The 12,570-nt window shown below is 46.0% G+C and carries 11 protein-coding genes; 4 read left to right on the plus strand and 7 right to left on the minus strand.

Annotated elements, in window-relative coordinates; all coding sequences use genetic code 11:
- Window positions 1–28 precede the first annotated feature (28 nt).
- Window positions 29–439 carry a helix-turn-helix transcriptional regulator gene (locus tag RH89_RS22860; RefSeq protein ID WP_004407140.1) on the plus strand — a complete coding sequence of 137 codons (411 nt, stop codon included), beginning with the start codon at window positions 29–31 and terminating at the stop codon, window positions 437–439.
- A gap of 125 nt (window positions 440–564) precedes the next feature.
- Here RH89_RS22860 and RH89_RS22865 read toward each other — a convergent pair whose 3' ends face one another.
- The 7 genes from RH89_RS22865 to RH89_RS22890 all read right to left on the minus strand — a co-directional run bounded on the left by RH89_RS22865 (window position 565) and on the right by RH89_RS22890 (window position 9,719).
- Window positions 565–1,095 carry an Lcl C-terminal domain-containing protein gene (locus tag RH89_RS22865; protein ID WP_004407142.1) on the minus strand — a complete coding sequence of 177 codons (531 nt, stop codon included), beginning with the start codon at window positions 1,093–1,095 and terminating at the stop codon, window positions 565–567.
- Window positions 1,095–2,915, minus strand: coding sequence for an Lcl C-terminal domain-containing protein (locus tag RH89_RS22870; RefSeq protein WP_004407143.1), 1,821 nt, complete (start codon window positions 2,913–2,915; stop codon window positions 1,095–1,097). The genes RH89_RS22865 and RH89_RS22870 overlap by 1 nt, the downstream gene beginning before the upstream one ends.
- A 205-nt stretch (window positions 2,916–3,120) precedes the next feature.
- Window positions 3,121–3,390, minus strand: coding sequence for a TonB-dependent receptor (locus RH89_RS30620; protein WP_004407146.1), 270 nt, complete (start codon window positions 3,388–3,390; stop codon window positions 3,121–3,123).
- A gap of 239 nt (window positions 3,391–3,629) precedes the next feature.
- Window positions 3,630–5,183, minus strand: a complete 1,554-nt coding sequence (locus tag RH89_RS22880) for a TonB-dependent receptor plug domain-containing protein (RefSeq protein WP_004407148.1) — start codon at window positions 5,181–5,183, stop codon at window positions 3,630–3,632.
- A gap of 57 nt (window positions 5,184–5,240) precedes the next feature.
- Window positions 5,241–8,048, minus strand: coding sequence for a carboxypeptidase-like regulatory domain-containing protein (locus tag RH89_RS22885; protein ID WP_004407150.1), 2,808 nt, complete (start codon window positions 8,046–8,048; stop codon window positions 5,241–5,243).
- Window positions 8,049–8,228: 180 nt separating this feature from the next.
- Window positions 8,229–8,369 (minus strand): DUF2256 domain-containing protein, encoded by a 141-nt coding sequence (locus tag RH89_RS29355; RefSeq protein WP_004407152.1) that lies wholly within the window; start codon window positions 8,367–8,369, stop codon window positions 8,229–8,231.
- Between the two features lie 15 nt (window positions 8,370–8,384).
- The gene (locus RH89_RS22890) at window positions 8,385–9,719 is read right to left on the minus strand and encodes a DASH family cryptochrome (RefSeq protein WP_004407154.1); all 1,335 of its coding nucleotides are present in this window, start codon (window positions 9,717–9,719) and stop codon (window positions 8,385–8,387) included.
- A 123-nt stretch (window positions 9,720–9,842) separates the two neighbouring features.
- On the opposite strand from RH89_RS22890, the gene RH89_RS22895 reads away from it, so the two are divergent.
- The 3 genes from RH89_RS22895 to RH89_RS22905 all read left to right on the plus strand — a co-directional run bounded on the left by RH89_RS22895 (window position 9,843) and on the right by RH89_RS22905 (window position 12,546).
- A complete protein-coding gene (locus RH89_RS22895) occupies window positions 9,843–10,112 on the plus strand; it encodes a TIGR03643 family protein (protein WP_022612122.1) in 270 nt (89 codons plus the stop codon).
- A 63-nt stretch (window positions 10,113–10,175) separates the two neighbouring features.
- On the plus strand, window positions 10,176–11,627 hold the full coding sequence (locus RH89_RS22900) for a cryptochrome/deoxyribodipyrimidine photo-lyase family protein (protein ID WP_004407157.1): 1,452 nt from the start codon (window positions 10,176–10,178) through the stop codon (window positions 11,625–11,627).
- Window positions 11,628–11,838: 211 nt separating this feature from the next.
- A complete protein-coding gene (locus RH89_RS22905) occupies window positions 11,839–12,546 on the plus strand; it encodes a substrate-binding periplasmic protein (RefSeq protein ID WP_004407159.1) in 708 nt (235 codons plus the stop codon).
- Window positions 12,547–12,570: the final 24 nt, after the last annotated feature.

Here is a 12,570-nt window from a genome sequence, read left to right on the forward strand (position 1 = left end):
GTATAACAATAAAAATTGGAGTACCGACATGGAAATGAACACGCCTGAAGCTCAACAATGGAAAGAGCGGATCGATAGCATTCTGAATGACGCTATTTCATCTGGCGAGAAGATCCATATGCCTTGGCTGGTTGAACAGCTCGCTTATCCAAATCGGAAAAAACTCGAACGCGATTTTCGTCGTTATCTGGATACGACGTATTGCGAATACTTAAATAAAATGAGACTTCATATCGCCAGCAGGATGCTGTGTCATGAGAATGTTTCAGTAAAGGCTGTTGCTTTGTCTAGTGGTTACCAAAACCCTGCGACGTTTTGCAATGCGTTTAAACGCGTTTTTGGTACGGGACCTTCTCAATACAGAACGGAAATGATTGAACACTTCCACCAATACGGCTGCCCTTATGCTAACGGGATTTGCAAGAAAAAACTGAATTAACCGAATCACAAATCACGTTACACGCAAAACAGACTCTACACTTTACTGGCTTAAGTTGGCTGCCAGTATTTTGTGTTACCTATAAAAAACCCTCGCATTGCTGCGAGGGTTTCTTTTGACTCTGATTATTGTACTGGTACTACTTCCCGAACGAACAAGACTCGGCTACCGGATCCGTTGTTTCGATTGACCGCTCCAATATCGCCAATATTGTCAACTTGCCAAATGAGACTCTGATAATATTGAGCGGGGGTAGAGCTCCAAAGCTTCGCTTTTTCATGAATACTTGGGAATACTGTTGTATTCACCGCCGGGCGAGAACAGCCGACCTCTACAATAGAAACCAACTCTTTAATGTTAGGTAATCGCCAGTCAGAATAACCAGCATAAGTCGAGGCTTCAGCGCTCTCTAGTGCTTCAAACCACTTATGGTGAACATCACCCACTTTGACACAGTCAGAAGTCGTGTTGTCCCACTCTTTGCCCAGAGTGCAACGCGTCCACATCAAGTTGGTCATGTTATCAACGGCAGTGCCATCAGCACCCAAAGTGAATCGATTAGCAGTTGCGGTAGCTTCCAGGTTCTCCTGGTATTCACACGCGCCTGCAGTCGCAGAAATCATTAACGCCACTGGCGCAATCCATTTCAGGTTCATTACTGTGCTCCTCCTGCATTCTGCTCTGGCTGCGCAACTAAACGGATGTAGTTACGATCATCTTTGAACTGGTTTGGCAGACCTTCATAGAAATGGAATACTTTGACAATATTCCCAACGTACGAAGGGTATTGGTACTGGCCACGAGTTGCCTGAGAAGTCCAGTAGGTCCCATCTTTGGTATCTGGGAAGAAATTCGTATCAATCATTGCGGTATTCTTTTCAGCACCAAAATCCACAATAGAAATTAACTGATAGAAGGTAGGTAATGACCAGGTGTTAATGCCACAGTAACCAGCTGCATTTGTTGCTTCAACGTAAGCCTTAGTATCGCAGTCAGAACCTGAGCAGTAACCGCCATTCTGAAGCCCTTCGTTACCGCCATTTCGTGTTGGATCCGGGTTATACCAAGTGTAGGTATTGGTGTTGTCATGCAAACCGGTTTTGTCGCTCTTGACCTGCCAGATAAGTCCAGTGTGGTTATCTTTCACACAATCCCATTCTGTTGCTGATACGGGTAGAGCATTCCCTTCGTTGTCCAGCTTAGAGAAATCAAATCCTGCTCGACCACTGCCAACTTTTGCCAGCCTGCCTTCTTTTGCAAGCACGTCACGACCGAAGTGACCATCCTGATTTGCAGGAATGGATAAGCCTTCGTCATCTGTCAGCAAGGTGCAGTCAACACGGTTATTGTCTTTAAATTCAACAGGACCGCCGCCCGGAATAGGTGCAACGATGATGTCAGAAGCGTCGTTTGCACACAGATTAGCCCCGGTATCGTTCAGTATTAAGTCACCTTCAGGCGCTGGACGATCGGTCGGCTCTACTGTCAGGGTAAACTCCGCCGAAGCACTGCGACCGAACGCATCCGTTGCTGTTGCTCGAATGGCGATATCTGCAATCGTGTTTGAGTAAGGAACAACGGCTGTTGCTTGTGGGGTTTCGGTGTCTTTCAACCATACCGCTGGTCCCACACCGACCTGCTCCCATTTGTAAGTCAGGGTTACAGGATCTGCATAACTGGTCACAACAAGCGGCATCGCAATCTCAACACCACCAGGGTGATTACCCAGTGCAGACGCTGCTACTTCTGGAGGTAGCGGGCGCACAGTGACAAGCTGTGTCTCTGTAGACACAAAACCTTCATTATCCGTCGCAGATAACTTGAACGTCAGTTCCACTGGCGGATTGTGCCCGACATTTGGTGTCGCAAAGGTCGCTTTACCAGTCTCACCAACGATCAGCTCAACCGTTGGTTCTTCACCGACAATCACCTGCTCCCATGCCAGAGATACGACTTCACCATCATCGGTCGCCGACCCAACCAGTTCAAAGTTGTGCCCACCATCAACTTCACCATTCTGAGAAACCACAACCGTTGGTTTCGCACCAAATGGGTAAACAGTAACGGCGACTTCCTGCTTCACTGCCGAGTTATGTCCGTCATTGACACTGACTTCAAAAACAAGCGTTTCTTCTTGCTGCACATCCGGCGCTTCAAAGTTCAGTGTGTCATTGACTTTAGTAAGTGGCACAGCAGGACCACTTTTTTGTCCCCAGCGAATGTCCAGTTTGTCATCTTCCGCATCCTTGGCTTCCACACGGATACTGACGATCGAACCTTCGCTTTGGCGTTCGGGTGCCGAAATCGCAAGTGTTGGTGGCACGTTTACTGGTTGTTTGGTTGATGTCGGTGGCGTAACCGGGGTATCGGGTACCGCTGAAGAAGACGAGTCACCGCCCCCACATCCCACCAGTGCGGTACTGACAGCCAGAGCAATCGAGGTCGATTTGAACTGTGGCCAGTATCTGAAAGTCATGCTTCTATCCTCAAGCAACTAAAAAATCCACCTTAATTTACGTGAATCCATTTAGATGTTAATGAGAATCAATTTCATTATTGGAATTTCGATTTCATATTAAGACAGAAGAGTTATATCTTTTATATTCAGTATGTTATGCGAAATTTACATATGAACTGGGAGGACTATTAATCGCACCCAGAATGACTGGGTGCGAGGAAGGTTAGTAAGACAAAGTCAGGTTAGCGAAATATGAACGACCTAAACCATCAAGAGCACCATAAGGTTCATGGTAAACCTTGTTGGTCAGGTTACGAACACCCGCATTCAGTTTTGCCGCTTTATAGCTGAAACCAAAGTACAGGTTGTAGAGATCAAATGCATCGAAACCATCCACTTGCTTAACCTCTGGTTTGTCTGTCACCCATCTGGCATTAAGTTTGATCCAGGGGCGAAAATCGGGATTATCAAAACGATAGGTAGCTTCGGTCATTAACTCCCAAGGTCTGGATTGGTGCCCGACGAAAGGATCTTCGGAAGACATCTCGTTGTAAGACAGGTTACCCAGAATTTCGAACTGACGAGACAGCTTATGATGCGCTAACAGCTCAACCCCTTTGTTGGTGACATTTTTGGCGTTGTAGAATTCGATGTGTGTTTCGAAAAAGTCGCGTTCCTGATTGTTAAAGTCCCCCGTTAACGGGTCACATTTACCTAGCTGGATACACAGTTCTAAAGCTGCCTGATTCTTAATTGCTCTTTTTCTTTTGTATTGATAAAAGATGAGAAATCATTCTGGAAAATCGCCGCAGACACAAATAAGTCGTCACTCAGGTATTTCCACGCCAGTTCATAGTTATCAGCGCTTTCTGCTTCACAGTTATCAAAACACCCTCTGAAGTGATCAAACGCAACGCGTTCGTAAACACTCGGTTGGCGATGAGTTTTCGCGTAGTTAACCGTTACATTTTGATTGGGTGTAAGCGAGTAAACCGCCCCCAACGAATAGGTTGGTGTTGAGTCTGTCTGCTCTGGCAAACATCCAAGTAACCCTTCTAATTGACAGCGAAGTTCTTTGTTTTCACCTTTTCGAAAGGTCTTATTGATTTTCCAGTGATTGAAACGGATACCCGGCGTAACGGTCAGGTCACCGAAGTACCAGTTCGACGACCAGAATGCCGCGTAATAATCCTGCGAGGCACTGACTTTATTGTCTGCCGTATCTTTGATCAGCTCTCCGCCAAAGATATGATCTCCCCCCAGCCAGTTAAGCTCGGCACGAAGACCAAAAGTGTCGCTCGTTAAGGTGTTTTCCACCGTATTGGTCACCGAATTGATTTCACTTCGGTTGTACGAAACAATCAGGTTTTCAAAGCGATAAAGTTGAGGCAGCCGATAGGTCACACTGATGCTGTCGCGTTTTAGTTCATCCGTTCTTAATACACTAGCGCTAGAGCCATGAGTGAAATTAATGTCTTCGCCCTGATAGTTGGCATAAGAAGCATCTATACGACCAAGCTGTCCGCCATCGTAAAATACATTCAACGCTGCGGCTTTGTCTTTGTATCCAAGATCGAGAATCTGGTTATCCCCTTCCCTCTCCTGAATCAGATTACTGTCTTCTAACGTTTTATCTAGCTTGCCTTTGTCGGCAACTTTGTAACCTTTGGCGACGTTTTTGCTACCAGACAATCGCAACCCAAAACCGTTGTATGCGGTTGAAACACCCGCATGTTGAGATGTTTTTTCATACCCTTCGTCATAACCAAACTTAAGCTGTCCCTTAAGATGATCTTCAGTGTTGTCCTGCAAAGTATTGATGTTAACAATACCCCCGGAAGCACCCGGGTCAAAAATGACAGCCGGGCTGCCTTTGATGACTTCAATGGACTCCACGGTGTTAATGTCGTTCAGGTTTCCTTCTCCACCCCCACTGTGCGTCATACCCTGATTCGAGATTTTCACCCCATCAACCACATAAAGGACTCGCTCTCCGGATAACCCGCGGATGCTGACCTGTTTGGAAAATGCTCCCTGATCGGTTACCCGAACATTAGACACACTGCGCAGTGCATCCTTAATATCACCAGCGGATTTCTCATCCAACTCTTGTCTGCCGATGTACTCAGAAGAAAAGCTTTGCTCAAACACTTCTGTGTTTTTGGTCCACGTATCATCGTTTGGAGCTGCGGTTCCCACAACGGTTACCTTCTCGACAGACTCGTCGCTGTTCGCCAGAGCAGTAGGAGGCACAGACAATAAAAAAAGTGGAATTACATACTTCATTTATTCAATCCAAGAGAAAAGCCTCCCGAGGGAGGCTAGATAATTAGGGTTAGTGACTTAGTAGTACAGCCAGGATGCAAATGGAAGTTGGTCGATGGTGTCTACACTGCCAGGTTTATCTGCCTGTCCTGCCACCATAAACCACTGGTGTCGACCAGGATCTACTCGTAATCCGAAGGCTGTTCCCAGCCCGGCAATAGGTAAACCAGATCCAGCACCAAGTACTGACTGGACAGGAGATCCAGGCGCATGATCAGCAATATTGGCGTCAATGACAGTATCGGTTGTCAGGTTTTTAAGCTCACCAGTCACAGCGTCCCAGGCCAGAACTTGCCCTTCTATGCGTCCGTCGTCGTAGCGAGCAGACAAAGTAAAGTAGCTTCGACCAACCGTTTCAGACACTTTCTTCTGAGTTTCCGTATTGAAGCCGTATAAGGTGTATTGATGGCCAACACCCCATCCGCCTGGCTGTTTCAGGATGTTGACGTAAAGTACGCCATTGATGCTGAAAGGAGGTAAACGGCGTGCAACAAAGTATTTAATATTTCGCTTACTGGCGAGAAGACCATCCATCGCTTTGCTGCCATTCGATGAATCAAATACGTAGCCGTAATCTAGGTTGAAACAACCAAATCCACGATCTGGCGTACAGGAACCACCACCCGGAATACCGTCGTAACTTGCAATTTCAAGGTATACACGACCATGCTCGGCGGTAATCAGGTTGATATGTCCACCAATGGCTTCACCGTATGAGTTGTTCCCTTGATCAATACCATCACCGGTATCAAATAGTTTTACCGCCTCTGTACCAGTAAACTTCACTACCTGACCATTCTTGTGCATATTGAGCGCCATAGCATATGGCGTACCTTTGAAAATGGTGTCGATCGGTGTGTCGATGTCTAGATCGTAGTTGATCGCAGCAAACGCATTATCTCCCTGCTGAAGACGAGTTGTAATACCTGACAAAGCAGTAAAGTTATTTAGGATTACACCAGCGCCGTGACCATCTGAACTGATGAGATGGTGCTCAGAATCAAACACGGCTGGGTAAGTTGCTCCTGTTACTTCGGTAAAGGTTTCAGTGACCTTGTCCAAAGCATAGAACTTGTTGCTGCCATGCTTAGTAAAGTATACGTGCGTGTTATTAGTGGCCGTGTGGTAAAAATCACCATCAGCTATTGAACGACAGTTCTCCAAATGCGTATCGCACATTTTTAGGTAACGTCTATCGTCATGACCTGAAGGATAGGTAGATGCGGTATGCGGAGCTTCATGGCTTACCAGTACTTTGTCTGTCTTACCTTGGTTGTTAGTCAGAATGGTCAGCGGGCGACCTGTCGTTGCCTTACCATCAGACAATCTGACCGTCAGTTCGGCATGTAACTTGTCCTTAGACAACTCACCACGAAGTGGATCCGCCAAAGATTCAAATGCCGTTACCTGAACATAAGAGTTAAACTTGTCATTCAGATTATCCACCACACGGAAGGACTTTCCGACCACATTTACGCGGTCTGTTATCGCAGCAGGAATCATGCTTGAGTCGAAAATGGTCCAGTCTTGAGAAGGTCTATTAACGTCATAAGACAAAAGTGCGTTATCAAACGAGAATTGGTACTCGTAATCTTTCCCCATGTAGTCTTTTGCGGTGCGGGTTTCCTGATGAGTATCAGGGTCAAGAACGATACCATAAGCGCGAGAATGGAAGACTGTTTTTCCGCCTTGTCGCTCACCGTTGAAGATAAATGCGCGGTTACCCGTTATCACATTGGTTTTCACAACACTTTGCGTATTATTGTCGGTGTTATGAACGATAAGCTGTTTGTTGTTGGTGACTGAATTAGGCACCGTGTAATACATCAGGCTCAAGTTGTTGTTTGCAGTGGTGTCTGTATCCAGAGATATAAATGGAAACTTCGTCACATCAAACGTTTCTTTACTCAAACTCGATAACGTCAAACGCTTTTCACTAGGATCTATACCGAACTTTATAGAAGCCAATATTTCTTCTGGCTGAAGTGTGACTCTGCTATTTGCTACAGCAAGAGATAAGAAGTGTTCAACAAGTGCGGTAATATTTCTTTCTACAACTTCTGGCAGTGGAGAAGCTGGATCAATCGTGATATTTGCAATATCTAAAATCGTAGAGCGAATGTTGGCTTTAATGAACGTTGTCACAAGTTCGCTGTTTGCGGTCTCAATACCTTGATATACGCTTTCCAACTTGTGCTTAGTTGCTTCCCTGTCTTTTAAAATCACATCCAGATCAGACAGTGAAAGACCAGAAACTTCATCCAGACCCGCCACAATTTGTGAATAAGGCACTCCGGATTTCAGAAGTAATGTGATTTTGAATGCGAGTTTCTGCAGCTCGGATTTACTTGCCGGATCCAGTAGCAGTTCTGTGTTGCCTAGCTTGTTTATTAAACTTTGGAGTTCGCCAGCTTCAAGCGTGCTGCCAAGAAGTGTTGTTAATGGAGAAACCACCAGCTTGGAATTGTCAGCAAATGCCTTGATAGGTGCTGATAATTTAATCCCTTTGAACGACAACCCGGTTTGTGTGTCTTTACCTTCTGTAGCAGAAAGGTACAGATCATTTGGATTAAGAGAACCATCGAATTCCAGAGTAAAACGACCAACCTGATTCGTCGTCGCTGTTGCCAGCGCAATACCCGACTGATTAAACAGGGTCACTTTTGCGTTGGCAATTGCTGGGTCAGAAACCACACCGGCAACCGACTGTTTTGGTCCGGTAGTTGAGTCGACGGAATTGTCGGAGCCTGAACCACATCCGGTCAGGGCAAGGGAAGAACCTAATATCGCAGAAGATATAAGCGTTCGGCTGAGGACTTTGTCCATGAAATTTTCCTTCCTGTTGTCGCGGAAGGGACTTTCTACATCAAATGATAATAAATCTCATTTTTATTGATTTTGTTTTTAGACAGCCAGTCTCCGAGAAATAACGTTAGCCCTTGTAGGGTCTTGTCTCACTTATTCTGAATTAAATCACCCATGCAGGACACTAACTGGTATGAACTGTTATCGATTTTTTTGTCGCCTGCACCGATGGGAACAATACTTCACTTCATCCCAGTTCTTCTCCCACTTTTTTCGCCATGTAAAGGGTCGCTGGCATGTCAGGCAGATTTTTTCTGCCAGATACGGTTTCTTGTGAGTCATACTAGAGTCTGTGACCTATGCTTTCTCATTCACAGAAGGCACGATCGGCCAGTCGACATAATCGACCGATTCTCCACTCAGCTCTGTGCCTGCCTCTCCATTCCAGCGATGAATGAATTCTCGGTTTGGATCGTACATTAAAGTCTGTTTTTCCAGATTGAATTGTCGGTTACCACGAGGGTCCGCTCCTACCCCCGCCAAGTATTGCCAGTTCCCCCAGTTTGAAGCCACATCGTAATCCACTAATTGTTGTTCAAAATAAGCAGCACCATAGCGCCAGTCAAGTTGCAGCTCATGAACCAGACAACTGGCAACCAGCTGACGACCGCGGTTGGACATATAGCCAGTATCGTTAAGTTGCTTCATGCAGGCATTCACGATTGGGTAAGGTGTTTCTCCCTGACACCATTGCTTAAATCGGCTGGGGTAAAACGTCGTCAAAGGCTTTTGACCACGAATGCCCTCAAAGCGGAAAAGATGAGCACCTTGTTTGTGGGCATACCATTGGAAGTATTCTCGCCACAGAAGTTCAAACTCAATCCAATAGGTCGAATCATTTGCTCCGCTGGTCGATTCATATTGCTTGAGCAACCACAGCACCAGATTAGGGGATAGCGATCCATTGGCAAGCCATGGTGAAAATTTTGTAGACGAAGACCAGTCGTCCAGAGCATTACGAGTCTCTTTGTAGCGGCTTGCATTATCGGTAGAAAAATAGCTATCCAAATGACGCAGTGCCGATTTACACCCGCCGGAGAACGCTTCCGAGCCAGTATTCGTTTCCAACTGAGTTTTCCATTCCGAACTGTTGGCACACAAAGGCTCTGGCCACGAAGTTGGGGGAAGCATCGGGGCAACGAGTCGTCGCTTCTCTTTCTCGACCAGTTTTCTAAATTTGGAAAAGGTTTCAGGCAGATCACACAAATCGAATGGCAACGATTCGGGATTAAACAGAGTGTGGCTGTGCGATGCATTTAGAACCACATCAGAACGCTGCGAGACTCTGCTAAAAAATGCCTTTTCGTATAGCCCCGCATTCACACTGTGGTGCACCCGACGAACCGAATACTGCTGATAAAGGCGGCAAAACAGGTCGTCCGGATTTTCCAGATACACATGCAGGTGTTGACCAAATGCTCGGAGCGTTTCGTCTAGTTCAGCCAGAGATTGCAATAAGAAACTCAGCCGTTTCTCTCCGATGGGTTTTGTACTGTACCTACCTGGTTTTAGGGAACGGGGGTCAAGGCAATACAGACAGTGTAAGGTGTTTTCCGTCTGCAGAGCACGAATCAGAGCGGGGTTATCTTCTATTCTCAGATCGTTAGTAAACCAATACACAGCATTCGACATAATTCTTTTAAACCAATGTGACTGTTTATTTGATTTACGTATTTTCGCCCTCTGCGGATTGGCTCGGTGATCGAAATTTCTTTGCTGACCGTAACCAATTTGATTTTAAGCCCCGAGAAACGAATGAAACCAATACATACTCTCAACGCATTAAACGAGGCAGACACCTCCAGACTCATCGAGATGGCGTGGGAAGACAGAACCACCTTCGACGTCATCTTTAAAACCTACGACATCAATGAGAAACAGTTGATCGCGTTTATGCGGCGAAACCTCCAAGCCTCTTCTTTTCGTTTGTGGAGAAAGCGAGTCTCCGGCAGGAAAACCAAGCATCAGAAACTGCGCTCACCTGATGTCACCCGCGCTTATTGCCCCACACAATACAAACGCTAACACAATGATCTTCTTCGCTTATCGCTGCGTAGAAACAAAACGGTTTTCTGAGGGGGTGAAGAAATGTCTGCCATCAATATAGTCTGGTTCAAAAGAGATTTGCGCCTGAACGACCACGCACCGATAGCCGATGCCATTCAATCAGGGTTGCCTACCTGTTTTCTTTACGTGTTTGAACCCATTTTGCTTAACGACCCGCATTACGATGAAAGGCACTGGCGATTTGTGTGGCAGAGCATTGAAGACATCAACCAACAGCTTGCTCAATATGGCGGTAAAGTCGAAGTAGCGTTCGGCAACGTGCTGGATGTTTTTCAAAATATCCATCAGCAGCACCCCATAGCAGGTTTGTATTCCCATGAAGAAGTTGGAATAAGTCGAACTTTTGAACGAGACAGATACGTCGCGAAATGGTGCCAGTCTCTCGACATTCAATGGCACGAAACACCCTACGCTGGAGTAATTCGCGCAGCGTCACACAGAGATGACTGGGATAAAAACTGGCAGAAAGTGATGAGAGCGACACTTATCACTCCCGAATTTCAACGTTGGGTTCCGGTGACACTGCCAGCCTCAAGCCTCCGCATTCCTGAAAGCTGGAAAAAGCCCGTGGATGATATGCAGGCTGGTGGGCCAAGTGCGGCAAATGCAGTGATGGATTCGTTTTATGAGTCTCGGGGAAAGCAGTATCACCGGCACATTTCCAAACCTGAGCTCGCGCAACAGAGCTGCTCTCGCCTTTCTCCCTATCTCGCATGGGGCAATCTCAGCTTACGTCAGGCTTATCAGCATTTGCTTGCCCACTGGAATACCACCGGGTGGAGACGGGCATTAAGCGCTTTGGCTTCTCGCTTTCACTGGCACTGCCACTTCATTCAGAAATTTGAAAGTGAGTCTCAGATGGAATTTCGTCCCGTTAACCGAGGGTATGAACTATTTCCCTACCGAGAAGACAGCGAAACCGCACATCACCTGCTTCGGTGGCAACAAGGAAAGACGGGTTACCCAATGGTAGATGCCTGCATGCGTTGCCTGACCCAGACGGGTTATCTCAATTTTCGGATGCGTTCAATGCTGGTCAGCTTCCTCTGCCATCACCTGAATATCGACTGGAAAACAGGGGTGCATCACCTTGCCCGGTTATTTCTAGATTTTGAACCCGGGATTCATTACCCCCAGTTTCAGATGCAGGCTGGCATTACGGGCACGAACACCATAAGAATCTACAACCCGGTAAAACAATCTCAGGAACACGATCCGGAAGGCTCTTTTATTCGCCAATGGGTTCCCGAACTCGCCCCGCTCCCCAATGAACTCATTCATACCCCATGGATGCTTACACCAATGGAAGAACTCATGTATGGGGTGTCACTCCCTAAAAATTATCCGTTCCCTGTGGTTGATATTGAACAGACTGGCAGACAGGCAAGAGAGAGGCTTTGGGGCTTTCGTAATCACCCTGCCGTTCAGGCAGAAAAGCCCCGAATATTGCGCAGACACGTCAGGAGCAATTGAAGTTCGACGAAGAGTCTTATTTTTGAGCTTTTTAATAAATGAGAAAAGTAGTAAGGGCACTTCATACTAAGATAATAGGTTTGGCAAAGATCTTCCTGAGTACTATTTTGTAAAAGATTTAGGGTATTTGTGATATTTATCATTCACATATGTTGTAAACACTCTAAAATCTAAACTTCACGCTTCTATAACAATCAGGAAGAAAGACATCATGCTCAAGGACCAGTTGCGAGTTTTTTTCTTCGTGATGTTTTTTTCATTACCTGTTATTTCCAAAGAACTTTCTCTGGCTGCCATTCATTACCCACCGTATACCGTGGTCAGCAAACACGGTGAAATAAACGGCACCGACGCCCAGTTGGTCCGAGCAGTGTTTGCCATGCAAAATACCCACGCTTACATACTGAATCCCCCTTGGTCCAGGGCACTAAAGAGCGTAGAGCATGGGAAAATCGACGGCTTAGTGAGCTGTACAAAAAACAACTATAGAGCTAAATATATGTTGTTCTCGCAGCCCATCAATGAAATCAATAACGGGCTCATCGTCAAGAACGACTCTAATATTCCCCCACCTAAAAGCATTGAAGATCTACGCGGGTTAAAACTCATCGCGATCCACAAATGGAACACTCAGACCGAGCTAAATAATCATGGTATTGCCCATGCTCAGGCCAACTCCATTCCTCAGGCACTGGATATGCTTTTGATGCGAAACTTCGATGCGATTTACAGCGGTACTGAGAGCATTACGTATTTTGCCAAACAAGCTCAACTCGGCAATAAGCTGAAAGTCGTATTGTTTGAAGAAAGACCACCCATCACACTGCATATGTGTTTGGGAAAAAAGATGCGAAATGCAGAATCTATTATGACGAGGTTTAATCAGGATCTCGCACAATACAATAAAAACAAAAAATAAGAACACCAATAACGTCAAGGAAGA

Origin of the sequence: Vibrio nigripulchritudo ATCC 27043, from assembly GCF_000222685.1 — a bacterium.
Classification (GTDB): Bacteria; Pseudomonadota; Gammaproteobacteria; order Enterobacterales; family Vibrionaceae; genus Vibrio; species Vibrio nigripulchritudo.

Bases quoted from the DNA above. Each gene is read 5' to 3' on its own strand.
- RH89_RS22905 (WP_004407159.1), top strand. From the start codon at position 11,839: ATGCTCAAGGACCAGTTGCGAGTTTTTTTCTTCGTGATGTTTTTTTCA.
- RH89_RS29355 (WP_004407152.1), bottom strand. From the start codon at position 8,369: ATGACTCACAAGAAACCGTATCTGGCAGAAAAAATCTGCCTGACATGC.
- RH89_RS22860 (WP_004407140.1), top strand. From the start codon at position 29: ATGGAAATGAACACGCCTGAAGCTCAACAATGGAAAGAGCGGATCGAT.
- RH89_RS22870 (WP_004407143.1), bottom strand. From the start codon at position 2,915: ATGACTTTCAGATACTGGCCACAGTTCAAATCGACCTCGATTGCTCTG.
- RH89_RS22865 (WP_004407142.1), bottom strand. From the start codon at position 1,095: ATGAACCTGAAATGGATTGCGCCAGTGGCGTTAATGATTTCTGCGACT.
- RH89_RS30620 (WP_004407146.1), bottom strand. From the start codon at position 3,390: ATGACCGAAGCTACCTATCGTTTTGATAATCCCGATTTTCGCCCCTGG.
- RH89_RS22895 (WP_022612122.1), top strand. From the start codon at position 9,843: ATGAAACCAATACATACTCTCAACGCATTAAACGAGGCAGACACCTCC.
- RH89_RS22885 (WP_004407150.1), bottom strand. From the start codon at position 8,048: ATGGACAAAGTCCTCAGCCGAACGCTTATATCTTCTGCGATATTAGGT.
- RH89_RS22900 (WP_004407157.1), top strand. From the start codon at position 10,176: ATGTCTGCCATCAATATAGTCTGGTTCAAAAGAGATTTGCGCCTGAAC.
- RH89_RS22880 (WP_004407148.1), bottom strand. From the start codon at position 5,183: ATGAAGTATGTAATTCCACTTTTTTTATTGTCTGTGCCTCCTACTGCT.
- RH89_RS22890 (WP_004407154.1), bottom strand. From the start codon at position 9,719: ATGTCGAATGCTGTGTATTGGTTTACTAACGATCTGAGAATAGAAGAT.